The 25,959-nt window shown below is 70.0% G+C and carries 27 protein-coding genes; 18 read left to right on the forward strand and 9 right to left on the reverse strand.

The features are described from left to right. Window positions 1–166 precede the first annotated feature (166 nt). The 3 genes from JIG36_RS07400 (at window position 167) to JIG36_RS07410 (ending at window position 2,765) form a co-directional block, all read left to right on the forward strand. Entirely contained in the window at window positions 167–1,126 is a 960-nt protein-coding gene (locus tag JIG36_RS07400; protein WP_307872600.1) for a heme o synthase, read from the forward strand. A 441-nt stretch (window positions 1,127–1,567) separates the two neighbouring features. Continuing rightward, a complete protein-coding gene (locus JIG36_RS07405; RefSeq protein ID WP_203375290.1) occupies window positions 1,568–1,861 on the forward strand; it encodes a hypothetical protein in 294 nt (97 codons plus the stop codon). Between the two features lies 1 nt (window position 1,862). Then, a complete protein-coding gene (locus tag JIG36_RS07410) occupies window positions 1,863–2,765 on the forward strand; it encodes an ATP-grasp domain-containing protein (protein ID WP_203375291.1) in 903 nt (300 codons plus the stop codon). A gap of 749 nt (window positions 2,766–3,514) precedes the next feature. Here JIG36_RS07410 and JIG36_RS07415 read toward each other — a convergent pair. Then, a complete protein-coding gene (locus tag JIG36_RS07415) occupies window positions 3,515–4,453 on the reverse strand; it encodes a COX15/CtaA family protein (RefSeq protein ID WP_307872601.1) in 939 nt (312 codons plus the stop codon). A gap of 98 nt (window positions 4,454–4,551) precedes the next feature. On the opposite strand from JIG36_RS07415, the gene JIG36_RS07420 reads away from it, so the two are divergent. From JIG36_RS07420 to JIG36_RS07460, 9 genes are read left to right on the forward strand one after another with little or no spacing between them, the layout of a single operon-like run. Next, a complete protein-coding gene (locus JIG36_RS07420; protein ID WP_438870710.1) occupies window positions 4,552–5,319 on the forward strand; it encodes a helix-turn-helix transcriptional regulator in 768 nt (255 codons plus the stop codon). Next, a complete protein-coding gene (gene sufB / locus JIG36_RS07425) occupies window positions 5,316–6,737 on the forward strand; it encodes a Fe-S cluster assembly protein SufB (protein ID WP_203375294.1) in 1,422 nt (473 codons plus the stop codon). Before JIG36_RS07420 ends, sufB begins: the two co-directional genes overlap by 4 nt. Before the next feature lie 3 nt (window positions 6,738–6,740). Continuing rightward, a complete protein-coding gene (gene sufD / locus JIG36_RS07430) occupies window positions 6,741–7,871 on the forward strand; it encodes a Fe-S cluster assembly protein SufD (protein WP_203375295.1) in 1,131 nt (376 codons plus the stop codon). Beyond that, window positions 7,868–8,200, forward strand: coding sequence for a Rieske (2Fe-2S) protein (locus JIG36_RS07435; protein WP_203375296.1), 333 nt, complete (start codon window positions 7,868–7,870; stop codon window positions 8,198–8,200). Before sufD ends, JIG36_RS07435 begins: the two co-directional genes overlap by 4 nt. Then, window positions 8,197–8,958 carry a Fe-S cluster assembly ATPase SufC gene (gene sufC / locus JIG36_RS07440; protein ID WP_203375297.1) on the forward strand — a complete coding sequence of 254 codons (762 nt, stop codon included), beginning with the start codon at window positions 8,197–8,199 and terminating at the stop codon, window positions 8,956–8,958. The genes JIG36_RS07435 and sufC overlap by 4 nt, the downstream gene beginning before the upstream one ends. Before the next feature lie 16 nt (window positions 8,959–8,974). Then, window positions 8,975–10,198 carry a cysteine desulfurase gene (locus tag JIG36_RS07445; RefSeq protein ID WP_203375298.1) on the forward strand — a complete coding sequence of 408 codons (1,224 nt, stop codon included), beginning with the start codon at window positions 8,975–8,977 and terminating at the stop codon, window positions 10,196–10,198. Continuing rightward, a complete protein-coding gene (gene sufU / locus JIG36_RS07450) occupies window positions 10,195–10,659 on the forward strand; it encodes a Fe-S cluster assembly sulfur transfer protein SufU (RefSeq protein ID WP_203375299.1) in 465 nt (154 codons plus the stop codon). Before JIG36_RS07445 ends, sufU begins: the two co-directional genes overlap by 4 nt. Then, window positions 10,656–11,060 (forward strand): metal-sulfur cluster assembly factor, encoded by a 405-nt coding sequence (locus JIG36_RS07455; RefSeq protein ID WP_203375300.1) that lies wholly within the window; start codon window positions 10,656–10,658, stop codon window positions 11,058–11,060. Before sufU ends, JIG36_RS07455 begins: the two co-directional genes overlap by 4 nt. 40 nt (window positions 11,061–11,100) lie before the next feature. Beyond that, a complete protein-coding gene (locus tag JIG36_RS07460) occupies window positions 11,101–11,847 on the forward strand; it encodes a maleylpyruvate isomerase family mycothiol-dependent enzyme (RefSeq protein WP_203375301.1) in 747 nt (248 codons plus the stop codon). A 4-nt stretch (window positions 11,848–11,851) separates the two neighbouring features. Here JIG36_RS07460 and JIG36_RS07465 read toward each other — a convergent pair whose 3' ends face one another. The 5 genes from JIG36_RS07465 to JIG36_RS07485 form a co-directional block, all read right to left on the reverse strand. Continuing rightward, window positions 11,852–14,098, reverse strand: a complete 2,247-nt coding sequence (locus JIG36_RS07465) for a CHAT domain-containing protein (RefSeq protein ID WP_203375302.1) — start codon at window positions 14,096–14,098, stop codon at window positions 11,852–11,854. Beyond that, window positions 14,095–15,210, reverse strand: coding sequence for a KAP family P-loop NTPase fold protein (locus tag JIG36_RS07470; RefSeq protein ID WP_203375303.1), 1,116 nt, complete (start codon window positions 15,208–15,210; stop codon window positions 14,095–14,097). The genes JIG36_RS07465 and JIG36_RS07470 overlap by 4 nt, the downstream gene beginning before the upstream one ends. Further along, window positions 15,207–15,968 (reverse strand): hypothetical protein, encoded by a 762-nt coding sequence (locus tag JIG36_RS07475; protein ID WP_203375304.1) that lies wholly within the window; start codon window positions 15,966–15,968, stop codon window positions 15,207–15,209. Before JIG36_RS07475 ends, JIG36_RS07470 begins: the two co-directional genes overlap by 4 nt. Window positions 15,969–16,066: 98 nt before the next feature. Next, the gene (locus JIG36_RS07480; protein ID WP_203375305.1) at window positions 16,067–16,762 is read right to left on the reverse strand and encodes a histidine phosphatase family protein; all 696 of its coding nucleotides are present in this window, start codon (window positions 16,760–16,762) and stop codon (window positions 16,067–16,069) included. Window positions 16,763–16,771: 9 nt separating this feature from the next. Next, window positions 16,772–17,752: a GlxA family transcriptional regulator gene (locus JIG36_RS07485; protein WP_203375306.1), complete on the reverse strand. Its 981-nt coding sequence runs from the start codon at window positions 17,750–17,752 to the stop codon at window positions 16,772–16,774. Between the two features lie 70 nt (window positions 17,753–17,822). Between JIG36_RS07485 and JIG36_RS07490 the strand changes: the two genes are divergently transcribed. Then, window positions 17,823–18,551, forward strand: a complete 729-nt coding sequence (locus JIG36_RS07490; RefSeq protein ID WP_203375307.1) for an MBL fold metallo-hydrolase — start codon at window positions 17,823–17,825, stop codon at window positions 18,549–18,551. 147 nt (window positions 18,552–18,698) lie between these two features. Continuing rightward, on the forward strand, window positions 18,699–19,301 hold the full coding sequence (locus tag JIG36_RS07495) for a LysE family transporter (RefSeq protein ID WP_203375308.1): 603 nt from the start codon (window positions 18,699–18,701) through the stop codon (window positions 19,299–19,301). Window positions 19,302–19,322: 21 nt separating this feature from the next. Here JIG36_RS07495 and JIG36_RS07500 read toward each other — a convergent pair whose 3' ends face one another. Together JIG36_RS07500 and JIG36_RS07505 are read right to left on the reverse strand one after the other, a co-directional pair. Next, window positions 19,323–20,222, reverse strand: a complete 900-nt coding sequence (locus JIG36_RS07500) for a Vgb family protein (protein WP_203375309.1) — start codon at window positions 20,220–20,222, stop codon at window positions 19,323–19,325. A gap of 175 nt (window positions 20,223–20,397) precedes the next feature. Next, on the reverse strand, window positions 20,398–21,075 hold the full coding sequence (locus JIG36_RS07505) for a DNA alkylation repair protein (RefSeq protein ID WP_236046113.1): 678 nt from the start codon (window positions 21,073–21,075) through the stop codon (window positions 20,398–20,400). 23 nt (window positions 21,076–21,098) lie between these two features. Here JIG36_RS07505 and JIG36_RS07510 point away from each other — a divergent pair, with 23 nt between their 5' ends. Continuing rightward, on the forward strand, window positions 21,099–21,734 hold the full coding sequence (locus JIG36_RS07510) for an acVLRF1 family peptidyl-tRNA hydrolase (RefSeq protein ID WP_203375310.1): 636 nt from the start codon (window positions 21,099–21,101) through the stop codon (window positions 21,732–21,734). A 37-nt stretch (window positions 21,735–21,771) separates the two neighbouring features. Here the strand turns inward: JIG36_RS07510 and ypfJ are convergent, their stop codons facing one another. Continuing rightward, window positions 21,772–22,668 carry a KPN_02809 family neutral zinc metallopeptidase gene (gene ypfJ / locus JIG36_RS07515; RefSeq protein WP_203375311.1) on the reverse strand — a complete coding sequence of 299 codons (897 nt, stop codon included), beginning with the start codon at window positions 22,666–22,668 and terminating at the stop codon, window positions 21,772–21,774. Window positions 22,669–22,883: 215 nt separating this feature from the next. Here ypfJ and JIG36_RS07520 point away from each other — a divergent pair, with 215 nt between their 5' ends. The 3 genes from JIG36_RS07520 to JIG36_RS07530 all read left to right on the forward strand — a co-directional run bounded on the left by JIG36_RS07520 (window position 22,884) and on the right by JIG36_RS07530 (window position 25,957). Then, window positions 22,884–24,488, forward strand: a complete 1,605-nt coding sequence (locus JIG36_RS07520; RefSeq protein WP_203375312.1) for an ABC-F family ATP-binding cassette domain-containing protein — start codon at window positions 22,884–22,886, stop codon at window positions 24,486–24,488. Window positions 24,489–24,947: 459 nt separating this feature from the next. Beyond that, on the forward strand, window positions 24,948–25,175 hold the full coding sequence (locus JIG36_RS07525; RefSeq protein WP_133872162.1) for a helix-turn-helix domain-containing protein: 228 nt from the start codon (window positions 24,948–24,950) through the stop codon (window positions 25,173–25,175). Next, complete coding sequence (locus JIG36_RS07530) at window positions 25,172–25,957, forward strand: enoyl-CoA hydratase/isomerase family protein (protein ID WP_203375313.1); 786 nt, start codon at window positions 25,172–25,174, stop codon at window positions 25,955–25,957. Before JIG36_RS07525 ends, JIG36_RS07530 begins: the two co-directional genes overlap by 4 nt. Window positions 25,958–25,959 lie beyond the last annotated feature (2 nt).

Below are 25,959 nucleotides of genomic sequence, written 5' to 3' on the forward strand. Positions count from 1 at the left end.
CGAGGCCCATACGCTGAGAGCGGACACGCACTGTGTGACGCCGTGCTCTTGTTGTGGGTCGCCGGAGCAGCGCAGATGGCTGAGCGTAGGCTGTCCGGGCGTGCCGCCGGCTGGCGCCGGTCATGGTCGTGAATTGGCTAGTGCCGAAGCCGGAAGGTGGCAGTCCGTGAGCATGATCACCGAGCGTTCCGTCCCTGGACGGCCGCCGGGCGACACGGAGGAGACCGCCGTCGCGGCGCTCCCCGAGACGCGTCGCGATCCCGTAGCCCTGTTCCGCGCGTACCTGGCCCTGTGCAAGCCGCAGATCGTCGAGTTGCTCCTGGTGACCACGGTGCCGACCATGATGGTCGCCGCCGGTGGGTGGCCTGACCTGCGCACTCTCGCGGTCGTGCTGATCGGCGGGGCGATGGCGGGCGGCGCCGCGAGCGCGCTCAACTGCTACATCGACCGCGACATCGACCAGGTCATGCGACGGACCAAGCGCCGCCCGCTCCCGGCCAACACGGTCACCCCGCGGTCGGTGCTCATCTTCGGCCTGACGATGGCCGTGATCTCGGTCGCGCTGATGGCGGTGTTCACCAACTGGCTGGCCACGGCTCTGACGGCCGGCGCGATCTTCTACTACGACGTCGTCTACACGCTGTGGCTCAAGCGCCGCACCCCCGCCAACACGTTCTGGGGCGGCATCTGCGGCTCGGCCCCCGTGATCATCGGCTGGGCCGCCGTCACCGGCACCGTGACCCCGCTGGCGTGGGCGCTTTTTGCGATTGTCTTCTTTTGGCAGATGCCGCACTTCTATGCGCTCGCCATCAAGTACAAGGACGACTACGCGCGGGCCGGCGTGCCGATGCTGCCGGTGGTCCGGTCGGTCGGGCGGGTCAACTTCGAGATCGTGCTCTACACCGTCCTCACCCTGGCCGCCTCGCTGGTGGCGTGGCCGCTGGGTCTGGGCTGGATCTACGGCGCCGCGGCCATCGTGACCGGTGCCGCCTTCCTGGCCGAGGCGCTGCTGCTGGTGCGGCGCACGCGGGCGGGGGAGCCGGCCAAGCCGATGCGGCTGTTCCACTGGTCCATCACGTACCTGACGATCCTGTTCATCGCGGTCGCGGTGGATGCCCTGATCTGACGTTCCACCGGCTCACGCGCCCGCCCGCTTCCCGCGGTGCCGGGCGCGTCGTCGTTTCCGGCTTCTCCCGCGGTTCCTGGCTTCCCTGTGCGGGTCTCGGGGCGGCATCGACCGTGCCAATCTCCGGACGCGTCGAGTGGGGTCCCGGGGGCGCTTCCGATCAGCTCGGTCGGGCCCGGAACGGTTCGCGGGTGCTGACTTGCGTTCGGTCCGGTGTGCCGTAGCGTCGGCCGAGGGTTACGGGTGTCGCACAACGCGACCGGAAATGCCCGATTACTGGTTACTGTCCGTCACTCGATCGATGGAACTCGGTTGATGCGGACAATTCGGGCTAATTGGTCTATACCAATGTGTCAAACAGTTAAACCCGCAGGTAATTCCTCTCACAAAAGGCGGGCGAGGGTGCTTGCCTCGCGCCACCAGGTGCTTACTCTTCCCGTCATGGCTCAAGGTTCCGATACGACACTGACCGCGGGGATCAAGTCCTTCGCCGCCGGCCACGGTGGTGCGACAGCGGTCATCGAGTACGTCGGCAAGCGTGGTGCCCGCATCGTCCTCGTCGGCCAGGACGGCGAGTGGTCCGACCAGTTCGCCGACGACACCATGGTCGCCCGCAAGGCGTGTGAGAGCGCCGGCGTCGAGGTGCAGAACGAGTGGGAGCGCGAGCTCATGGAGCAGATGCGCCCCAGCAACGACCTGTGGCGCTCCATGTCGCGCCGGAGCATGGCCCGCTGATTTGACTTCCCCTGTCCACCACGCGACCCGGGAGTTCTCCCGGGTCGCTCTCGTTACCTGCGACCTCTTCCCCGACCTGTGGGAGGACGACCACCCGCTGCGCGACGACCTCCGCGCCCGCGGCATCGAGGTGGACGCCGTCCGCTGGGACGACCCCGCGGCCGACTGGCCCTCGTACGACCTCGCGGTGATCCGCACCCCCTGGGACTACGTCCCCCGCCACACCGAGTTCATGGCCTGGGCCCGCCGGGTGCCCCGCCTGCTCAACCCGGCCGACATCCTGGAATGGAACACCGACAAGCGCTACCTGGGCGAGCTCGCCCGGGCCGGCCTGCCGGTGACCCCGACCGGCTTCGTGGCCCCCGGCGCGACCTGGACCCCGCCTGCTGAGGGCGAGTGGGTCGTCAAGCCCACGGTCAGCGCCGGCAGCCAGGACACCGGCCGCTATCAGCTGCCCGCCCAGACCGCCCTGGCCGAGGCCCATGTGGCCCGCCTGACCGGCGCCGGTCGCACCGCGATGATCCAGCCCTACCTGCCCGCGGTGGCCGAGCTGGGCGAGACCGCGCTCATCTTCCTGCCCGACGAGACCGGCGACCTGTCATACAGCCACGCGATCCGCAAGGGCCCGATGCTGCGCGGCCCCGGCGAGGGCGCCCGCGACCCGGGCGACGAGCAGATCGACCCGCGCACCCCGACCGACGCCGAGCGCCGCGTGGCCGACCAGGTCCTCACGGCCGTCCCCGGCGGCACGAAGCGCCTCCTCTACGCCCGCGTCGACCTGATCCCCGGCCCCGACGGCGAACCGCTGCTGGTGGAGCTCGAACTGGCCGAGCCCAGCCTGTTCCTGAGCTCGTCCCCGGCGGCCACCACCCGCCTGGCCGACGCCATCGCAGCCCGCCTCTGACCCCTCCGGGGCCCCGCCCCGCCCCCGCCTCCGCCTTTGGTTTGTGGCCGTGCGCCTTTGAACCGTGCGCCGTTGAACCGTCGCCTCTGAACCGCCCGCCGCGGCGCTCAGGGCGGGTGGTGACCGGAGAGAGTGAGCCACCACCCGCGCCTGGTTGGTGGGCGGCCGCGGCAGGGACACCGATCGACGGCCGCCCGCATCGTGGCGTGATCCTTAGGCCCACCTTCCTTCTCGGGTGTGCTTCTCGGGATCCCGGCGACGCGACGGGAGGAGACGCGCCGCCGGGCGACACGGGGCGCGGCGCCGCGCGTTCGGTGCCGGGAGGGTGGATGGCGCCCACCGAGCCGTAGAGGGACTGCCGGTGCCCTCGGCTCGAGGTGGACGCCACCCGTCGGCAGGGCTCGCGGGTGCCGATCCGGCTGACGGGACCCGGATCGGCCGCCCTGCCGAGTCTGGGGGAGCGCCGTCGGTCAGCCGGGCGGTCGGCACTCCAGGAACCGCCGGGCGCGCGAGAGGAAACGGCGGGCGTGCGGGAGATCTGTCGTGTGTCCGGTGTGGCTCGTGTTCGTCATGGGGACAGCGTGCCCAACCGCGACGATCGACGAAGGAGCAATCCGCCGGCCTGTGGACGACACGCGGTTATCCACAGGCGGCCGAGACGAAGGTCCAGGTCAGACTGTTTCGTCGCTTCTGGAGAAGGCGAAAAGGCGAGAAGAGGACGCGGGGCGAACGCTCGGGAAGACGAACGCTCAGCGGGGAGCGGGGACCGGCTCCTCGGCGGGGGCCGGCAGAGGCTCGACCGGAGCCGCCACGGGCACGGTGTCGGGGCGGTCGCGCAGGGACCACACCACCGAGAGGGTGCCCGTCCAGACCAGGGCCGCCCCCAACATGTGCGCCCCGACGAGCAGCACCGGCAGGTGGGTGAAGTACTGCACGAAGCCGATCAGCCCCTGGGCCAGTTCGATCACCAGGAGCACGACCGCCGCCCGTACGGTGGCCCGGGGTGCCTTGACCGCGCGCAACGCGAAGATCAGGGCCAGCGTCAGGCCCAGCAGGAGGAAGACCACGTCGGCGTGGGCCTGCGAGACCGTGGCCGGGTCGAGGCCGTTGCGCTTGGCGTCCACGTCGCCCGCGTGGGGACCGCTGCCGGTGACGACCACGCCCAGGGCGATGACCGCCGCGCTCACCACGGACAGGATCCACACCAGGTGGTTGATCGGGCGCGGCACCAGCGCAACCGGCCGGCCGTCGCCCTCGGCGCTGCGCCTCCACAGCGCGTACGCGAAAGCAATGATCACGATGGAGACCAGGAAGTGCAGCCCGACCACCCACGGGTTGAGGTTGGTCAGCACCGTGATGCCGCCGATCACCGCCTGCAGCGGGATGTAGAGCAGCACCGCGATGGCCAGCAGCACCCGGGCCCGGCGGCGGGGGCGTTCCAGGAGGGCCGCGATGACGCAGGCGACGGCGATGAAACCGAGCGCGAACGTGAGCAGACGGTTGCCGAATTCGATCACGCCGTGCACGCCCATCTCGGACGTCGTCGTGTACGACTCGTCGGTGCACCGGGGCCAGGTCGGGCAGCCGAGGCCGGAGCCGGTGAGACGAACCGCGGCACCGGTGACGACCAACGCAACGTTGGCGACAAGGGACGCCAAGGCCAGAGGGCGCAGCGGGAGGAATCTCACCTCTGGCATCGTACGCAGGCAATGGAGGCTCGAAATCACGAGTCCCTGACCTCGGTGGTATGGATCACCGGGGGGTCGGTTTGCAGGCTTCCGACGAAATACGTAACGTTGCCGTAGTGAAAAACGAGGTGCTGATCCGGACCGGAGCGGTGGCGTCTGCCAGCGCGACGGACGGCCGCACCCGTGACCGGGTCGCCCAGCTGCTTCTGGAGCGTGGTTCGGCCACCGCGGCCGAGCTCGGCGTGTGCCTGGGTCTGAGCCCGGCGGCGATCCGCAAGCACCTCGACGCCATGCTCGCCGAGAGCCTGGTCGAGGCGCGCGAAAGCCGGCGGAAGGGCCCGCGGGGCCGCGGACGCCCGGCCAAGACGTTCGTGCTCACCGCGGCCGCCCGCGAGTCGTTCCCGCACTTCTACGACGGCATCGCCACCGCCGCGCTGCGCTGGATCGCGCAGCACCACGGTCCCGAGGGGGTCACCGCCTTCGCCTCGGCCCAGGTGGTGGCGCTCGAGGAACGTTGCCGGGCCGCGCTCGAAGAGGCCGGCGACGACCCGATGGCCCGGGCGGAGGCGCTCGCCGAGGCGCTGACCGCCGAGGGCTACGCTGCCAACGCGTCGACGATCGCGTCCGGCGGGCAGCTGTGCCAGCACCACTGCCCGGTGGCACACGTGGCCGCCGAGTTCCCTCAGCTTTGCGACGCCGAGACCGAGGTCATCTCCAGGCTCATCGGCACGCACGTTCAGCGTCTCGCCACCATCGCGCACGGAGATGGGGTGTGCACCACGCACATCCCTGCTATCCCCCGTCCAACCACCCCGCCGCCGCTCAAAAACGGACTAAAGACAGCCACTCTAAGGACAGATACATGACCGACCAGATCGCTACTCAGGAAGAGCACCTCGCCGCCCTGGGCAAGTACGAGTACGGCTGGGCCGACGCCGACGTCGCGGGCTCCGCGGCTCAGCGCGGTCTGTCCGAGGCCGTGGTGCGTGACATCTCCGCCAAGAAGAACGAACCCGAATGGATGCTCAACCTCCGGCTCAAGGGCCTGCGGCTGTTCGACCGCAAGCCGATGCCGTCGTGGGGCGCCGACCTGACGGGCATCGACTTCCAGAACATCAAGTACTTCGTGCGCTCGACCGAGAAGCAGGCCGCGAGCTGGGAAGACCTGCCCGAGGACATCAAGGCGACGTACGACAAGCTGGGCATCCCCGAGGCCGAGAAGCAGCGCCTCGTGGCCGGCGTCGCGGCGCAGTACGAGTCCGAGGTCGTCTACCACAAGATCCGTGAGGACCTGGAGGAGCAGGGTGTCGTCTTCCTCGACACCGACACCGCCCTCAAGGAGCACGAGGACATCTTCAAGGAGTACTTCGGCACCGTCATCCCGGTCGGCGACAACAAGTTCGCCGCGCTGAACACGTCGGTGTGGTCGGGTGGCTCCTTCATCTACGTGCCGAAGGGCGTGCACGTCGAGATCCCGCTGCAGGCCTACTTCCGGATCAACACCGAGAACATGGGCCAGTTCGAGCGGACGCTGATCATCGCCGACGAGGGCAGCTACGTGCACTACGTCGAGGGCTGCACCGCGCCGATCTACTCGTCCGACTCGCTGCACTCCGCGGTCGTCGAGATCATCGTCAAGAAGAACGCCCGGGTGCGTTACACGACCATCCAGAACTGGTCGAACAACGTCTACAACCTGGTCACCAAGCGCGCCACCTGCGAAGAGGGCGCGACCATGGAGTGGATCGACGGCAACATCGGCTCCAAGGTGACCATGAAGTACCCGGCCGTCTACATGACCGGCCCGCACGCCAAGGGCGAGGTGCTCAGCGTCGCCATGGCGGGCGAGGGCCAGCACCAGGACGCCGGCGCCAAGATGGTGCACGCCGCGCCGCACACCTCCTCCACGATCGTCTCGAAGTCGATCGCCCGGGGCGGCGGCCGCACGTCGTACCGCGGTCTGGTGCAGGTGCTCGAGGGCTCCTCCAGCTCGCGCAGCACGGTCAAGTGCGACGCACTCCTGGTCGACACCATCAGCCGGTCGGACACCTACCCTTACGTCGACATCCGCGAGGACGACGTGGCGATGGGGCACGAGGCGACCGTCTCCAAGGTCAGCGAGGACCAGCTCTTCTACCTGATGAGCCGGGGCCTGACCGAGGACGAGGCGATGGCGATGATCGTGCGCGGCTTCATCGAGCCGATCGCGAAGGAGCTGCCCATGGAGTACGCCCTCGAACTGAACCGTCTCATTGAGCTCCAGATGGAAGGCGCGGTCGGCTAACCCATGACCACGGAAACAACGATTGCCCCGCCCAGCACCAAGTCGCAGGTGCTGCGGTCGTTCGACGTCACCGAGTTCCCGGCCGTCAACGGCCTGGAGGAGGAGTGGCGCTTCACCCCGATCAAGCGGCTGCGCGAGCTGGTCACCGCCACGGCGCTGACCGGCACCGCGCCGCAGCTCGAGACGGGTGACCTGCCCGCCGGTGTCACGGTGACCAGCGGGGCGACGGTCGAGCCGGTGCTCACCCCGTTCGACCGGATCAGCGCTCTGGCGTACGGGTCGGCCGCCGGTGTCACCCTCATCGAGGTGGCGCCCGAGACCGAGCCCGAGCAGGCGGTCGTGATCCGGCTGGTCGGCAAGGGCGGCGAGGCCGCGGCGGCCCGCACGTTCGTCCAGGTCGGCGCGTTCGCCAAGGTCACGCTCGTGCTCGAGCAGACCGGCACCGCCACCCTGGCCGACAACATCGAGGTCGTGGTCGGCGACAGCGCGCAGCTGACGTTCGTGACGATCGCCGACTGGGACGCGGGCGCGGTGCAGGCCCAGCACGTCAAGATCCGCCTCGGCCGCGACGCCCGCGCCAGCCACGTGCAGGTGGCGCTCGGCGGCGACCTGGTCCGCCAGTTCACCAGCGTGGAATACGCGGGCCGCGGTGGCGACGCCGAGCTGTGGGGCCTCTACTTCGCCGACGCCGGCCAGCACTTCGAGCACCGCCAGCTGGTCGACCACTCGGTGCCGGACTGCCGCAGCTACGTCGGTTACCGGGGCGCCCTGCAAGGCTCGTCGGCGCAGACCGTCTGGGTCGGCGACGTGCTCATCCGTGCGGCGGCGACGGGCACCGAGACGTACGAAATCAATCGGAACTTGATTCTGACCGATGGCGCGGTGGCCCACTCGGTGCCGAACCTCGAGATCGAGACCGGTGAGATCGTCGGGGCCGGGCACGCGAGCGCGACCGGCCGTTTCGACGACGAGCAGCTGTTCTACCTGATGGCGCGGGGCATTCCCGAGGCCGAGGCGCGCAAGCTGGTGGTCCGCGGCTTCTTCATCGAGCTGATCAACAAGATCCCGGTCGAGGAGCTGCGCGAGAAGCTGGGCGACGCCATCGAGACCCGGCTGGCGGAGTACTCGTCGTGACCTTCGAGCTCGTCGGCGCGGCCACGGACGTCGCCAAGGGCACCGCGATCTCGGTCGAGCTCGCGGGTGTCGACGTCGCGGTGGTGCACGCCGACGACGACAACTTCTATGCCGTACGCGATGAGTGCTCCCACGCCGCGGTTCCGCTCTCCGAGGGCGAGATCGAGGGGTGCACGCTCGAGTGCTGGCTGCACGGCTCCCGGTTCGACCTGCGCACCGGGGAGCCGAGCGGTCCGCCCGCGTTCTCCCCGGTGGCGACCTTCCCCGTCGAGATCCGCGACGGCGACATCTATGTTTCGACGACCCCGAGTAATGGAGTAAACCCGTGAGCACCCTCGAGATCCGCGACCTGCAGGTGTCGGTCAAGTTGCCCGAGGGCGACCTGAAGCCGATCCTGGCCGGGGTCGACCTCACCGTGAAGTCGGGTGAGACCCACGCCATCATGGGTCCGAACGGCTCGGGCAAGTCGACGCTGGCCTACTCCATCGCGGGCCACCCGAAGTACGAGATCACCGGCGGCAGCGTCACCCTCGACGGCAACAACGTCCTCGACATGACCGTCGACGAGCGGGCCCGCGCCGGGCTGTTCCTGGCCATGCAGTACCCGGTCGAGGTTCCCGGTGTGTCCGTGGCGAACTTCCTGCGTACGGCGAAGACCGCGATCGACGGCGAGGCGCCCAAGCTCCGCACGTGGGCCGGCGAGCTGCGCGGCGCCATGGAGAAGCTGCAGATGGACCCGGCGTTCGCCCAGCGCAACGTCAACGAGGGCTTCTCCGGCGGTGAGAAGAAGCGCCACGAGATCATGCAGCTCGAGCTGCTCAAGCCGAAGATGGCGATCCTCGACGAGACCGACTCGGGCCTCGACATCGACGCGCTGCGCATCGTCAGCGAGGGCGTCAACCGGGTCCGCGAGACCGGCGAGACCGGCCTGCTGCTGATCACCCACTACACCCGCATCCTGCGCTACATCAAGCCGGACTTCGTGCACGTCTTCGTCGCCGGCAAGATCGTGCAGGAGGGCGGCCCGGAACTCGCCGAGCAGCTCGAGGCCGAGGGTTACGAGCGCTACGTCGGCGCCCGGGTCTGACGGGGGTTACTGGACAATGACGTTCGACGTGGCCCGGGTCCGAGCCGATTTCCCGATCCTCTCGCGGGAGGTCAACGGCCACCCGCTGGTGTATCTGGACAGCGCGAACACCTCGCAGAAACCGGCGCAGGTGATCAAGGCGATGCGCCTGCACAACGAGCGGCACAACGGCAACGTGTCCCGCTCGGTGCACACGCTCGGCACTGAGGCCACGTCGGCGTACGAGGATGCGCGCGGCAAGGTCGCGGCGTTCGTCGGCGCGACCAACCCCGACGAGATCGTCTTCACCAAGAACTCGACCGAGGCCATCAACCTGGTCGCGCACTCGCTCGGGCAGCACCTCGCGCTGAAGCCGGGCGACGAGATCGTGATCTCCGAGATGGAGCACCACTCGAACATCGTGCCGTGGCAGCTGCTGTGTGAGCGCACCGGCGCCACGCTGCGCTGGTTCGGGGTGACCGACGAGGGCCGGCTGGCCCCGGACGACACCCTGATCAACGAGCGCACGAAGATCGTGTCGGTCGTGCACATGTCGAACGTGCTGGGCACGATCAACGACGTCTCCGGCATCGTGGCGCGCGCGCACGAGGTCGGCGCGCTGGTGATGCTGGACTGCTCGCAGTCGGTGCCGCACCTGCCGGTCGACGTGCAGACGCTCGGGGCCGACTTCATCGCGTTCACCGGCCACAAGATGCTCGGCCCGACCGGCATCGGCGTGCTCTGGGGCCGCTATGGCCTGCTGTCGGTGATGCCGCCGTTCCTGGCCGGCGGGTCGATGATCGAGACGGTCACGATGAACGGCACCACGTACGCCCCGCCGCCGGCCCGTTTCGAGGCCGGCACCCCGCCGATCGCCGAGGCGGTGGGTCTCGGTGCGGCCGTCGACTACCTGAACGCGCTGGGCATGGAGGCCATCCACCAGCACGAGCAGGACATCACCGCGTACGCGCTCAAGACCCTGGCCGACGTGCCCGGGGTGCGCATCTTCGGGCCGTCCACCCCGGAAGGCCGCGGCGGCACGCTGTCGTTCGGGGTCGACGGGGTACACCCCCATGACGTCGGCCAGATCCTCGACGCGCTCGGTGTCGAGGTGCGGGTCGGGCACCACTGCGCCAAGCCGACCTGCGTGCGCTTCGGGGTGCCGGCGATGACCCGCGCGTCGTTCTACCTCTACACGACCACGGACGAGATCGACGCCCTCGCCCGCGGCCTCGACCAGGTCCGGAAGGTGTTCGGATGATGCTCGACGGGCTCTACCAGGAGATCATCCTGGACCACTACAAGCACCCGCACGGGCGTGGTCTGCGCGACCCGTTCGACGGTGAGGCGCACCACGTGAATCCGACCTGTGGTGACGAGATCACGGTCCGGGTCGCCGCCGCCTCCGGGGAGTTCTCCGACATCTCGTACGACGGTCTGGGGTGCTCGATCAGCCAGGCGTCCGCGTCGGTGCTGTACGAACTGCTTTCCGGCCGTACGGCGTCGGAAGCGGCGGGAATCCACGACGCGTTCGTGGCGCTGATGCAGGGGCGCGGACAGGTCGAACCGGACGAGGACGTGCTCGGCGACGGGATCGCGTTCGCCGGCGTGGCGAAGTTTCCGGCCCGCGTGAAGTGCGCGCTGCTGCCGTGGATGGCTTTCCAGGACGCGGCGGCCCGCGCGGGCGTCGACGTCAGTGTTGCACCGGAGGTTAAGGCATGAGTGACGAGACCATTACCCCTGACGCGACCCCTTCGGAGCAGGCCGCGCCGGCGGCCACCGCTGAGGCGTCGCTCTCCAAGGCGTCCATCGACGACATCGAAGAGGCGATGAAGGACGTCGTCGACCCCGAGCTCGGGATCAACGTCGTCGACCTCGGTCTCGTCTACGGCACGCACGTGGACGACGACAACGTGGCCACCCTCGACATGACGCTCACCTCGGCGGCCTGCCCGCTGACCGACGTCATCGAGGACCAGACCCGGACGGCGCTGACCACCGGCCCCGGCGGCGGCCTGGTCAAGGACTTCCGGATCAACTGGGTGTGGCTCCCGCCGTGGGGCCCCGACAAGATCACCGACGACGGTCGCGAGCAGTTGCGGGCGCTCGGCTTCAACGTCTGAGTTCCTGATTTTTGTCGGACCCTGTTGCTAGAACAGGGTCATGGATTTCCCGGGTCTCATCACCCTCATCGATGAACGGTCGGCGGCCCTGCGCGATGCAGTGGCCGCCGCTGCTGTCTCCTCCGACGCCCGTGTGCCCGGGTGTCCCGAGTGGAGTCTCGGCGACCTCGTGGCCCACCTGGGCGCCGTGCAGCGGTTCTGGTCCGTCGTGGTCCGCGCCGGCGACCCCACCGGCCCACCGTCCGCGTCGTCCCTGGGCGACCGCGAGCCGCGCGGTGACCTGCTCGAGTGGTCCGCCGAGTCGACCCGGATGCTGCTCACGGCCCTGCGGTCGTCGCCGGCCGACGCGCCGGCGTGGGCCTGGTGGGGTGCGTCGTCGGCGCCGCTCACCGTGGGGGCCATCGCGCGTCACCAGGTGCAGGAGGCGGCCGTCCACGCGTACGACGCGCAGGAGACGATCGGCAAACCCGAACCGTTGCCGTCCGCCGTCGCGGCCGACGGCGTCGCCGAGTTCGTCCAGGTCGGCGTGGGGTCACTGGGGGAGTGGCCGCACCGGCCCGCCCGCATCGCCTTCGACGCCGTGGACGGGCCGTCGCACGTTCTCGACCTCACACCCGCCGGTGGGCGGCTCGATCCGGCCGCGTCGGGGGAGCCCGTGGTCACCGTGCGGGGTAGCGGTAGCGATCTGGTGCTGGCGCTCTACGGTCGAGTCCCGTTCGACGACCTGCGGGTCGACGGAGACCGGGAGGTGCTGACCCGGCTGCGGGCGTGGTCCAACCCCGACTGAGCGGTCAGCCGGCGACGGGGAAGTTGAAGGAGCCCAGCCGGGTGGGGTCGGCGCTGTAGAACGCGTAGGCCGACCAGTCCCACTTCTTGATGCGCAGCGCCTTGCGGGCCTCGGCGACGCCAGCCTCGAGCGGGTATCCGTCCATCAGCGCCCGGTAGAGCTCCCGGCTGAACCAGAGGGCGCTGGTGTCGAGGACGAGCCGGGTCGTCGCGACCGCGGCGGGCACCCCGGCCCGGATGATCTCCTGGCAGATCCCGTGGGTGATGCCGACCCGTTCGACGCCGGTCTCGCAGCCGTTCAACACGGCCAGCACGAAGTTGAAGTCCTGCAGCACCTCGCCCAGGCTGGTCGCCCCGAAGATCGTCGGGCCGCCGTTCTCGTCGCACAGGACGAGGCCCGCCTCACCGGACTGCGGGGCGGTGGCGTGGCCGATGAAGTGCAGGATCTGCGGCCGGAAGGTCCGGACCTCCTGCTGGAGCGTCACCGCGGTCGCGTTGCGCAGCGTCCGCAGACGGACCTCGCCGCGCTGCTCGGCGCGGGCGAAGAGGCGTTCCAGGGTCGCGATCTCCTGCTCGGCGCCCGGCAGCGGCTGGCCGAGCGGCTCGGCGTGCACGATCAACATGCGGACCGGTGCGGCCAGGGAACGCTCGCCTTCGACCCCCGCGTCCGGGACGTGCCGCACCACCGACATCTTGATGGTGTGCCCGGCCATACGGCGCAGGCTGGGCAGGTAGAGGCACTCCCAGGGCAGATCGGTGATCCACGGCGAGTCGGCCGAGACGGTCAGCCGGACCGGTTCGGTGCGGGTGAGGGCGGTTGTCAGCCGCTCGTCCAGCTCCCGGTGCTCGCCGAAGGTCTGCTGCCACAGCCGTCGCCCGATGTCGAGCGCCGCGTCCTCGGCCGGTGCGTTGACAGCGATACTGATGTCCCGGCTCGGGGGGCGGGCGGCGCGCACGTCGGGCGGGGGATTGATGAACCGGACCAGCCCCCAGGCCGCCCGCAACAGTTCGGCGATCGGGAACCGCAACCGGGCCGTCAGGTCGGGACCCAGCCCGGTGAGGGTCACAGTGCAGGCGATCTCGTCGGGCGGCGCGTCACCCGGCTGGACGTTCCGGGCACTCTGGTCGTCCTCGTCGGTGACGAAGTCGAGCCGCAAGTCGGCGTACGGCGGGAGCGGAGCGATCGCGGCGCCCGAAGCCTCACCCGCGCCGCCGGCCGACGCGGCGGTTCCGGCCGCCGCCACCAGCTTCGAGAACTCGTCGGCGAAGATGTCGCTGATGTGCGGCCGGATCCGCAGGAAGTCGACCAGCCGTTCGTCGTCCTTGTACTTCTGCCAGGACTCGGCCAGGTCGGCCTCGTCCGACCCGAACAGGACGGCCTTCTCGAGCAGATCGAGGCGGCGCTTGCCGTCGGGCGCACGCACCCGGGCCATCAGGTCGGGCCAGCCGAACTCGAGCATGTGCACCTTCGCGAACTGCCGCCGCGCGAGCACGTCCCGGGCGACCTCGAGGCGGGCCCCGACGGCGGCTCCGAACGACGCGTCGGCCGAGCGGGCTGCCTCCAGCATCAGCTGGCTCGCCTGGGCGAACCGATTGGGGTTGCGCAGGCGGTCGGCGCGGTCCAGGAACCGGCCCGGGAGAACGGACGGGTCGGTCCGGACATATTCGACGGGGATCTGCGAGAGCAGGGGCGTGCGGCCCAGCAATCTCCGCCAGTCGGCCTCCTCCTGTTCCCCGTCGGGATCGGCCTCGGCCAGCAGCGCGGGTGTCTCGGGACCGGCGTCCTTCGGTCGGTTGAACAGCCACGTCTCCACCTCGCCGACGCGGGTTCCGTAGTCGTCCGTGCCGGCGGCCCGCCGCAGCGCCTTGCCGAACTCCGCGTTGTCGGTGTAGATCTCCAGCAGCCGCCGGAAGAACAGCTGGTGCAACCAGTCCACGGTGGTGTCCTGGCCGCGGTCGGCGATCTCGGCCGCGATGTATGTGAAGCACCCGTCGTCGCTGACCACCGTGCCGTCGCCGGTCGGATGCAGGTCGATGAACCCGTGGACGGAGAGCAGCAGCGCCGGCCGGACCGAGGCGAAGGACGGCTCGCGCCGGAGGATCGGTTCGTCGGTGTCGTTCTCGAGTCGGCTCAGGGCGGCCGCCGGGTCGGAGCTGCGGGCCGCCTCGACCACCGCCCGCACCAGCTTGTCGTCGGCGGCCTTCAGCTGCACCAGCTTGAGCCAGAGCTGAACGTGGTCGACCTCGCTCATCGGGGAACCCCCACGTCGTAGCCGTAGGACAACAGATAGCACTGCTGCTTGAGGCGGCGCGGGTTGCCGCCGGCGCCCGCGGCCAGCAGGTCCATGGCGCCGCTCCACTCCGGGAAGCTCTTGCCGATCAGGCGGTCGAGCGGCTCGGAGCGCACCTTGGCGATGGGCACGCCCAGCTGGATCACCTTCTCCAGGTAGGCGCGTGCCTCGGCGTCCCGGGCCGGCGCCTCCTCGTCCGAACCCAGGCGTTGCCGCAGCCCGCGGCTCAGAATCTCCTCGTCGGCGGCGACCAGGAACAGGCATTCGGCCTTGGCGGCGTCGCCCTCCGAGAAGACGATCTTGATCGTTTCCAGGACGTCGAGGGCGACCTCGGGCAGGCACCGGTCGAGGTCGTCGACGAGCACGATGGTCTTGCGGCCCTGGGCCCGGGCGAACAGGTGCTTGATGCCGTCGCGGGTCTCCTCCATCGACGCCGCGGCGGGCGCCGTCTGCGGGGCGAGGCCCGGCGTGCCGAACGAGTCGGAGCCCAGACCGACGAGGCGGCGGATCGAGCCCATCGGGCCGGCGAACATGCTCAGCAGGTCACCGACAAAGCCGGCCAGCAGCGAGACCTGGCGTGCCGTCTGCGCGTCCCCGGCGGCCCGGTTCGCGATGCGGGAGTGCCGGCCGACGCGGCGCATGAGGTTTTCGAACGCGTCCTTGTCGGACGTCGCCGTGGTGGTCGAGGGCCCGGCGAACACCTCACCCAGCAGCAGGCCGCGCAGCCGGGCCCGTACGGATTCGGGCGGCTCGACCAGCGCGGTGTGGTCCTCCGAGACGTAGATCTTGCGCGCGATCTCCTCCAGCAGCGCCCGCCAGATCGCGTCGGCGGTGACGTAGGGCCACGCCGAGAACGTCACGAATCGCGCGTCCGACCAGCCTTCCTGTTCGAGCAGGTAGTGCTTCAGGAAATGGGCGAAAGTGGTTTTGCCCTCGCCCCAGCTGCCGTAGATGCCAACCGTCAACGGCAGCCGGTGCTGACGGAGCTGGCGCGCCAGCCATCCGGCGTACGGGCGCATGCCGAGCAGATCGTCCTCGGGTCTGGTCAGCGCCAGATCGTGCAGATCGGTCATGTCCTCACCTGGCTCGTCACGTCTTCACCCGGCTCGGCCCGCCTCACCTGGCTGGTCGTCTCCTCGCCGGCTCGCAGGATCAGCAGCAGCGTGACGGCGACGGCTGTCCCGGCGACGGGCATCCAGCCGATCAGCGGCACGGCGGCCACCGCGGTGATGCCGAGAGCCGACAACGCCGTCACCGTGCGGGGGTGGAGGCTGGGGGAACGTCTCGCGCGGCGGCGGCCGGTGAGATAGGCGATGATCAGCACCGCCCAGACCGCGATGATCCACAGTGCTCGGTCGATGGCCTTGGCTCGCCGGTCGCTGCTTTCGGCTTCCGTACGGCTTTTCTGCTCCTTCTCGGTAGCCGCGGCCAGTTCCGTGGTCACCTTCAACTCGTCGCCGACAGACTGCCGCAAGTCGAACTCGAGCGCCTCGACGAGCTCGGTGCGGTCGTCGAGGCTCACGCGCAGCTTGTCGGCCGCCTCGCCAGTGGCGCGAGTGAGGCGGCTACGGTCGACGAGAAGGTCGCGCCGCGCCTCCGCCACCTGGGTGATGACTTTGGTGCGGGTCTGCCGCAGGATCTCGTCCCGCTGTTTGGCCGCCGCGAGCCGCTCCCGTGCCGCCTGGTCGGCCTGGACCGGCCGGCCGTCGGCCCACGGCAGATCGACCCGGCTCGCGAGCGCCGAGCCACCCGGGACGGCGCCGGCTACGAACACAGCGGCGACCAGAACGTCCGCCCAGCTGGTGTGACGCGGTCGTTCATGGACAGGCACCCGGCGACTGTAACGGCCACCGGAACCCGGATCCATCCGTCGACAGAGGGGTGGCGGCGGGGCGGTCAGGGCGGTAACGGCCCGTCAGCCGCCTGTGCTCAGTTCGGGGGCAGGTGGTCGACCGAGTTGTAGTAGGCCAGCTCGAGACGGCCGTCGACCTCGACGAAACGGCTCAGCGACGCGTTGCGGACCGTGCCGGCCTCGCGTTCGGCGGCCAGCACCCGCTCCCAGTCGAGCTTCTCGATGACGGCCCGCATCATCAGGACGACCGCGTCGTGGGCGACCACGATGACGCGCTCGCCGGCGTGGTCGCGGTTGAGGTCGTCGAGGAACGAGCCGAGGCGCACCTCGATGTCGGCGAACGCCTCACCGCCGGGCGGGGCGTAGCGGTATTCGCCCGCGTCGGCGCGCCGCTGGGCCTCGCCCGGGAAGCGCTGGGTCACGGCGGCCCGGGTCAGCATCTCAAGGTCGCCGAGCAGGCGGTCGACGAGGCGGTCGTCCGTGGAGGGTTCGGGCAGGTCGACCCCGGACGCCTCGGCCGCGAGCCGCCACGTCTCACGCGCCCTCAGGTAGGGCGAGGTGATCACGACCTGGGGGCGATCATTTTCGGGCAGCGTGCCGATCCACTCGCCGAGGGCGGCGGCCTGTTTCTCGCCGAACTCGGTCAGCGGAACCTCGGCGTCGCGGCCGCTGAACTCCACCTGGAGCAGGCCCTCGGCGTCGGCGGCGGGAAACGCCACGTTGGCCAGGCTCTGCCCGTGCCGGACAAGGACAAGTTCGGCGACTACACCCATGATCCGACCCTATCCCGCCTCGCGGACCGCGCTGAAGCTCGCGCGGTATGTCTGCGGGGGCACCCCGACCAGCCGCCGGAAATGCGGGCGCAGCGCCACACCGTCGCTGAAACCGCAGGCCCGGGCCACGGTGTCGATGGGCAGAGCGGTCGTCGACAGGATGTGCTGAGCCCGCAGCACCCGCTGGTGCAGCAGCCATTGCAGCGGTGAGCAGCCCGCCGTGTCGCGGAACCGGCGGTCGAAGCTGCGGCGGCTCAGGCTCGCCTCCGCGGCCAGCCGGGCGACGTCGAGGCCGGGGTCGTCGAGGTGTTCCAGCGCGAACCGCATGGCCGTGGTCACCGGATCGCCGGCGTCGAGCGGCGGAACCGGCTGCTCGACGAACTGGGCCTGGCCGCCGGGACGTTGCGGGGCCACGACCAGGGCGCGGGCGGTGGTGTTGGCGACCTCGGGCCCGTGCTCGCGGCGCAGCAGATGCAGGCACGCGTCGAGCCCGGCGGCACTGCCGGCACTGGTGACGATGCGGCCCTCGTCGACGAAGAGCGCGTCGCCGACCACGTCGACATCGGGGAACCGGCCGGCGAACTCGGCCAGGCACAGCCAGTGGGTGGTGGCGCGGCGGCCGTCGAGCAGACCGGCCTCGGCCAGCACGAACGCGCCCAGGCAGAGGCCGACGACGGTGGCGCCCTCGTCGTGGGCGCGGCGGACGGCGTCGAGCACCTCGGGCGCGGTCGGGCGGCCGCCGGGCAGGCGCCAGCCCGGGATGACCACGACGCCGGCCCCGTCGAGCGCGGACAGCGGATGCGGGGCGTGCAGGGCGATGCCGGCGGACGTGCCGAGCCGGCTCGGATGTTCACCCGCCGCGCGTACGTCGAACCGGGGTCCGCCACGCCGTGAGTGATCAATTTCGAACACGCGGGGTGCGACGGCCACCTCCAGGATCGGCGCGCCGTCGCCGACGATGATGCCCACGGTGGTTGCCTCACGCGTCATGGCTCGAACCTATCGCAGGATGGCTTTCCAGCCACTCCCGGTCGATCGGGGTGCGGCCGAGACTGCTCGCATGACGCTTGATTTCCGCAGTTTCGGCGGCCCCACGGTGACGTTCACGCTGGGTGGCCTGAGGTTCGTGACCGACCCGACGTTCGACGAGCCGGGCCGCTACCCGATCGGCGACCGTGCTCTGACCAAGACAAAGGCGGCTTCCGGTACGGCGGAGGACGCCGCCCCGGTCGACGTCGTGCTGCTCTCGCACGACGAGCACCCCGACAACCTGGACCGTTCCGGACGAGCGTTCGCGCTGGCGGCGCCGCTCGTGCTGACCACCGTCGACGGCGCCGCACGTCTCGGGGCGCCGGCGCGGGGGCTGAAGCCGTGGGAGAGTGTGACCCTGCCCGGCGGTGCGGTGGTCGTCACGGCGGTGCCGGCTCAGCACGGTCCGCCCGAGGTCGAGCACCTGACCGGCCCGGTGATCGGGTTCGTCCTCCAGGGCCAGAGCCTTCCCACCGTGTACGTGAGTGGCGACAACGCTTCGCTGGACGTGGTGCGCGAGATCGCCGCCCGCTTCCCGTCGGTCGACGTCGCGGTGCTGTTCGGCGGCGCGGCCCGCACACCCCTGGTCGGCGACGTGAACCTGACCCTGTCCGCCGCCGAGATGGCCGAGGCGGCGCAGATCCTGGACGCCTCGGTGGTGGTGCCGGCCCATGTGGACAGTTGGGAACACTTCACCGAGGGGATCGACGACGTGCAGGCCGCCTTCACCGAGGCCGGCCTGGCCGACCGCCTCGCGTAATTCGGTCGCGGGCGGTGCGGCGGGGCGGCACGATGTGGCCGTGACCAAGCCGATGCTGTATCCCGCTGTCTCTGTCGCTGTGGCCGAACGGGCCGCGCGACAGCAGAAGCGTGCCCTCAGCGGATCGGCGGTCCCTCAGCCGCGGTCATGAGCGCGGCGTTTCTGGCCGGTGTCACCGCCGGCTACGGAGTCGCGCTGCCCATGGGTGCCATCGGGGTGCTCATCGCCGGGCTCAGCGCCCGCACCTCACTGCGTGTCGGTGCGGCGGCCGGTCTCGGCGCGGCCACCGCCGACGGCGTGTTCGCCGCGATCGCCGTGGCCGGTGGCGCCGCCGTGGCGGGCGTGATCGCACCGATCTCCACACCGCTGCGCTGGGTGGCGGCGTTCGTGCTGCTGGGCATCGCCGCCATGACCGCCCGGGCCGCTTTCCGCGCGCCCGGAACGGCCGCTGTCGACCAGCGTCCCGCGACGCCGTGGCGGGCCTACTTGGGCGTGCTCGGTCTGACCCTGCTCAACCCGGCGACGGTCGTCTACTTCGCCGCCCTGGTGCTGGGCCGGGGCGGCGAGGGCGGCGGCGCGCTCTTCGTGCTCGGGGTCCTGCTGGCCTCGGCGAGCTGGCAGCTGGTCATCGCCGGCGGGGGATCGCTGGTCGGACGCTGGCTGACCGGACCGCGTGGTCGCTTGTGGACGGCCCTGGTGTCGAGCGCGGTGATCGCCTACCTGGCCGTGCGCCTGCTGCTCCCGGCCTGACCCGCCTGACCCGCCCGGCGCCTAGTCAGTCGGTGGGCGAAGGATCGCGCACGGGATGGGGCCGGCGTAGTGCTGGGCGACCGCGCCGGTCTCCAGGGCCACCCACACGATGCCGTCGGCCGTGGCGGCCAGGCCGTGCGGCTCCGAGGACGGCGTGGGCAGGTCGTACTGGGTGATCACGCCGTCGGGGAAGATGTGGGTCAGGCGGTTGGCGCCCCACTCGGTGAGCCAGCAACCGGTGTCGTGGGCGGCCACGATGGCGTGCGGTCGGGCCTCGCGGTCGGGCAGCGGGAACTCGGTGATCTCACCGCTGGTGGTGATGCGCCCGACCTGGCCCGCGCCGATCTCGACGAACCACAGCGCGCCCTCGGCCCGGGTGATGCCGACCGGGCCCGCGCCCTCGGTGGGGAGCGGGAAGAGGGTGACCTCGCCGTCGAGGGTGATGCGGCCGACGGCGTTGGCCTGGTTGAGGGTGAACCACATGGCCTCGTCGGGACCCGCCACGATCATGGACGGGAAGCCACCGGGGGCCGGGATCTCGAACTCGGTGACCTTGCCGTCGGTGGTGATGCGGCCGATGGCGTCGGCGTTCATCTCGGTGAACCAGAGCGCGCCGTCGGGGCCGGGGGCAATACCGAAAGGCGCTCCCCGTACGGCGAAAGCGTCGATCTCGCCGTCCACCGTGATCCGCCCGATGTGGTCGTCCCGGTTGCGCGTGAACCAGAGCGCGCCGTCGCCGCCGACCGTGATGATCGAGGGCCCGGCGGCCGGAGCGTCGAGCGGAAACGTCTCCACCACGCCCTCGGTGGTCATGCGGGCGATCGCGCCGGCGTGCACCAGCGTGATCCACAGATTGCCGTCGGGCCCGGCGACGATGCCGTACGGGCCGGCCGCGGCATCGGAAACGGGGAACTCACGCATGTGGGGCCTCCTTCGTCGGGCCACGCTACCTGCGACCACGCACGCCGGCACGCGCATAGGCACCCGGCCTTGCGCCGCGGCGAACGGCACTACGCGGCGAACGGCACTACGCGGTGAATGGCGCCGCCCCAACCGCCGCGTGGTGGCAGGCGTGGTGCGCAATGCGTACGGGAGGCTAGAGGTGTTTGGTCGCCTCCCGGATGGACAGGCCGGAAAGCGCCGACCGCTGTTTCTCGACAAAGGCCCGCACCGCGTCGGGGTCGGTGCGGGCGTAATGGCGCAGCGCCCAGCCGATCGCCTTGCGCACGAAGAAATCGCGATGACCGGCCTGGGCCGTGCAGTAGCCGAACAGCCGGTCGGTGTCGGTGTCGGCGCCGTAGTGCAGTTGGTGGAGGATCGCCACGCGGACCAGCCACATGTTGTCGTCGGCCGACCAGGCGTCCATGACCTCGGACAACGCCGGATGGCGGCGCACCAGCCCGCCGGTGAACCGGGTGGCCAACGGGTCGATCGTGTCCCACCAGGACTTCGTGGTGACCAGGTCGCGCACGACCTCGATGAAGCCGGGGCCGGGCACATCCATATGGCGTATGAGATAGGCGCACGCCACGTATTGGTATTCGCGCTGCGGCCGATCCCACAACGCGCGCGCGGCCGCTTCCAGTTCGTCTTCCGACGGGTGGGGGAGGCCGGTCAGCGCCGCCTTTTCAAGTTTCTGCAGAACGGGCGCGGGCAGGCCGAGGAACGGGAACTGGTTTTTCATGTATTTCGCCATGCCGGCCGCGCGCACCGGGTCAGCCGCCGGGAGCAGCCGCTCGTCGAGCCGTTCGAGCAGGTCGTTCATGGCCCGCATCCTGCCACCGTAGTGTGACAGGAATGGGTGAACGGGCGGCCGCGGGCGGCGGGAAATGGGTGGATGTCGCACCGGAGCGGCTGGCCCGGTGGCTCGAGAACTTCGAGCGCCGTCACGGACCGTACGGGGAAACGGGTTTGACCTTGATCGCGGAGGACGGCGCCACGGCGACCTGGCAGACACCCCCGGGCGCGGGTGAGGCCACCACGATGGCCGAGCTGATCGAGCGGGCGCAGCAGCCCCGCAAGATCGGTCTGCTGCTCGCGCGCAAGGGGGCGGTCGCGGCCGGCATCGCCGACGGCCCCGAGCTGACCAGCTCCAAGGTGGACCGCAACTATGTGCAGGGGCGGACGGCGGCGGGTGGCTGGTCGCAGCAGCGCTTCGCGCGCCGGCGGGACAATCAGGCCAAAGCGGCCGCGTCCGACGGCGCCGGCATCGTGGGGCGCGTGCTTCTTCCCGCCGTACGGGATATCTCCGCGCTCGTCACCGGCGGCGATCGCGCCGCGGTCGAAGCCATCCTGTCGGCACCACAACTCGCCCCGCTGGCCGCCGTCCGGGCCGAACGGTTCCTGGACGTGCCCGAGCCCCGGCACGCGGTTCTGGTGTCCGCGGTCGCCGGGGCCCGGGCCGTGTCGGTGCTGGTGAGGGAACCCGCGTAAAGCGTGCAGGAACCCGCGTAAAGCGTGGCGGAGCCGATCAGAAGGACGTTGAGCAGCTCTTCGGCGAACCCGACTCGTACCCGGTGCTGAAGGCCTGCTGCCGCTGCGCCGCCGTGCCGTGCGTGAACTCGGCCGGGTTGACCGGGTTGCCGCTGCGCTTCTGCAGCACGTCGTCGCCGATCTGGCCGGCCGTCTGGATGCCCTCCTGGATGTCCTGCTGGGTGAGGCTCTTGAAGATCTTGTCGCCGTCCTTGTCGGTGGTGGCCGTGGCCGACTTGGCCCACGCGCCCGCGTAGCAGTCGGCCTGCAGTTCCAGCTTCACCGACAGCGCGTTCTGCTCCGACTCGGAGGCGCCCTGCTGGGCCCGGCGCATCTTGGCCTCGGTGCCGGTGATGTCCTGGATGTGGTGGCCGTACTCGTGGGCCAGCACGTACGGCTGGGCGAACTCGCCCGGCGCGCCCAGCTGCTTGGCCAGCACCTGATAGAAGGTCAGGTCGATGTACACGTTGTTGTCGCCGGGGCAGTAGAACGGCCCGACCCCCGAGTCGGCGGCGCCGCAGGCCGTGTTCACCCGCTGCGAGAAGATCACCGTCTTGGCCGGCTGGTAGTCGATGTTGAAGTTCTCCGGCGTGGCCGTCTTCCAGTACGCCTGGATCGAGTTGATGTAGAGCACGTTGCGGCATTCGAGCTTGTCGAGGGCGCCCTGCTGCGAGCACTCCTGATTGATGTTCGTGTTGTCCCCGGTGTCGCTGCCGCCGCCGATCTGGTTGATGCCGAAGTAGCCACCGACCACCGCGACCACGATCGTGATGATGATGCCGACCAGGCCGCCGCCACCGATCGGCAGGCCGCCCAGGCCTCCGCCTCCGCCACCGGACCCACGCCGGTCCTCGACCTGACTGGTATCGATGTCGGCGTTCTCGTTGAGTTCCATCTCATCCTCACTGAGCCGTACGGCGAAGGGTGTGCGCTGCGTACCCGATGATCTTGATCGTTAATCGAGTGGGAGGTACTGCGGCACGCCCGGTAGTATGGCCGGGTGCTGCTCTGCGAAGACTGACCTGTCCCGCGCCGACATCAGAATTTGATAGTCGGCGTTTTCGTGTGCCCGGAGTCAGCCTTTCTTTCCTCGAGAGCGAGCCTTTACCGATGATCACCGCCACCGGACTTGAACTGCGCGCGGGCGCCCGCATCCTGCTGTCCCCGGTCACCCTGCGGGTGCAGCCGGGCGACCGGATCGGCCTGGTCGGTCGCAACGGCGCGGGCAAGACCACCACCCTCAAGGTCCTGGCCGGCGAGGGCCAGCCCTACACCGGCGCCGTCGAGCGCACCAGCGAGGTCGGCTACCTGCCGCAGGACCCGCGCACCGGCGACCTCAACGTGACCGGCCGTGACCGGGTGCTCAGCGCCCGCGGTCTCGACTCGATCATCGCCGAGATGCAGAAGCTCGAGATCGAGCTCGAGGAGAGCGCCGACGACAAGCTGGTCCGGCGCTACGGCAACCTGGAGGACCGGTTCGCCGCCCTGGGTGGTTACGCCGCCGAGGCCGAGGCCGCCCGCATCTGCTCCAACCTCGGGCTGCCCGACCGCGCGCTGGCCCAGACCATCGGCACCCTCTCGGGTGGTCAGCGCCGCCGCATCGAACTGGCCCGCATCCTGTTCGCCGACTCCGGGCAGAACGGCAAGGGCATCCTGCTGCTCGACGAGCCGACCAACCACCTGGACCAGGACTCGATCGCCTGGCTGCGCGGATACATGGCACAGCACAAGGGCGGCCTGGTGGTGATCAGCCACGACGTCGAGCTGCTCGAGGCCGCGGTGAACAAGGTCTGGTACCTCGACGCCAACCGTTCGGTCGTCGACATCTACAACGTGGGCTGGAAGAAGTACCTGGAGTCGCGCGAGACCGACGAGCGCCGCCGCCGTCGCGAGCGGGCCAACGCCGAGAAGAAGGCCGGCGCCCTGATGGCCCAGGCCGACAAGATGCGGGCCAAGGCCACCAAGACGGTCGCCGCGCAGAACATGGCCCGCCGGGCCGAGAAGCTGCTGGGTGGCCTGGAAGAGGTACGCACCTCCGACAAGGTCGCCAAGGTGCGCTTCCCCAACCCGGTGCCCTGTGGCAAGACGCCGCTCACGGCGAGCGGCCTCTCCAAGTCGTACGGATCGCTCGAGATCTTCACCGACGTCAGCGTGGCGGTCGACCGTGGCTCGCGCGTGGCCATCCTCGGCCTCAACGGCGCCGGCAAGACCACGCTGCTGCGCATGCTGGGCGGCCTGCTCAAGCCCGACACCGGCGAGGTGCGGCCGGGTCACGGGCTGCGGCTGGGCTACTACGCGCAGGAGCACGAGACGCTCGACGTCGACCGCACGATCCTCGAGCACATGCGCAGCGCCGGTTCCGAGCAGACCGACACCGAGCTGCGGAAGATCCTGGGCGCGTTCCTCTTCTCGGGTGACGACGTCGACAAGCCGGCCGGGGTGCTCTCCGGTGGCGAGAAGACCCGTCTGGCGCTGGCCACGCTGGTCTGCTCGGGCGCGAACGTGCTGCTGCTCGACGAGCCGACCAACAACCTCGACCCGGTCAGCCGTGAGCAGGTGCTGGACGCCATCGCCAACTACCCGGGCGCGATCGTGCTGGTCACGCACGATGCCGGGGCCGTGCAGGCGCTCAAGCCGGACCGCGCCATCCTGCTGCCCGACGGCGACGAGGACGCGTGGAGCGACGACCTGCTGGAGCTCGTCGAGCTGGCGTGAGCCGGGCCGGCGGGTCCCGCGCGTGTGCGTGATCCGCGAATCATCACCATCGTTTGTTGTCAACCAGTGCCCACACAGACAGTGCGACGTTCGGGCGTTTGCGGTCAGGCCGGACACAGGCGCGGGCACGGCGAAGTTGGCACACGCGTGTCCGCAGCGCAGGGTAGGCAACGCATCGACGCTGCGTCATGTCTGGCCGGGCGTGGTCCTCGATCGAGAGTTTCCGCAGGTGATCGATGGTCTTGGAGAAACGGAACGGGGTTTCCACCGTTCGCGTTGAAACGTTGTCGCCCTAACGACTGTTAACTGTCTGACATTGATGGCCGTGGTCATCGTCAAGTTCCTGACAGTGATAAATGGGCACGTTGGCTACGCCTGGATACCTAGCGCATGATCGTTGGAGGCGGTCTAATAGGTGAGACCGTATGAACCGCACTGTCTGGGACGTGAGGATTCAAGATGCCAGCCACGGGCACAGCCACCAGCACTGAGAAGGGTCGCCGAATCGTCGGCAGCGAGCGCCAGTCGTTAGCGAAGGATCTGGTCAAGCGTTACACCGGCGGAGAGAGCATTCGCGCACTCGCCGCTTCGACCGGGCGCTCCTACGGATTCGTGCACCGGGTACTCACCGAGTCCGGCGTGCAGCTCCGCCAGCGCGGTGGCGCGCGTCGCCGCAAGAAGGCGTGACGACCGGCGACGCCGCACCCGGCCTCCCCGCCGACGAGTCGGGCGTTCGCTTCGACCTGGACGGGCCGGTGGCAACGGTGACGTTGTCCCGGCCCGAGGTGCTGAATGCGCAGACCCCGGCCATGTGGGCGGAGCTGTCGAACATTTCCCGGAAATTACCGGGGGACGTGCGAGTAGTCATTGTCCGGGGCGCGGGACGTTCCTTTTCCGCCGGCCTGGATCTGTCGGCCGCGCGAGGTGAAGGCGATTCTTCACTTGCGAAGCTCGCGCAGTTGTCGCCGGAAGAGTGCGCGGATCGGATTGCCGGCTTCCAGTCGGCGTTCACCTGGCTGCGGGAACCCTCCATCGTGACGATCGCGGCCGTACAGGGTCATGCCATCGGCGCCGGTTTTCAACTGGCGCTCAACTGCGACATGCGCGTGCTGGCCGATGACGCCCGCTTCTCGATGGCCGAAGTGACGCTCGGGCTCGTTCCCGATCTGGGCGGCACCAAACGGCTCACCGAACTCGTGGGCCCGTCGCGGGCGCTCGAGATCTGCCTGACCGGCCGGCGCATCCCCGCCGACGAGGCGCTTTCCCTCGGGCTTGCCACCACGGTGGTGCCGGTCGCCGACCTGCCGGCCACCGTCGCCGATCTCACCGCGGCGATCCTGTCCGCCGACCGGGGTGCGGTCGCCGAGATCAAGGCCCTGCTCGCCGGGGCGCTGCTGCGTTCCTACCCCGACCAGGACCGCGCCGAGCGTGAGGCGCAGACCCGCCGGCTGCGTGATTTGACGGAATAGTC

It is taken from the genome of Paractinoplanes ovalisporus, assembly GCF_016834655.1.
Classification (GTDB): Bacteria; Actinomycetota; Actinomycetes; order Mycobacteriales; family Micromonosporaceae; genus Actinoplanes; species Actinoplanes ovalisporus.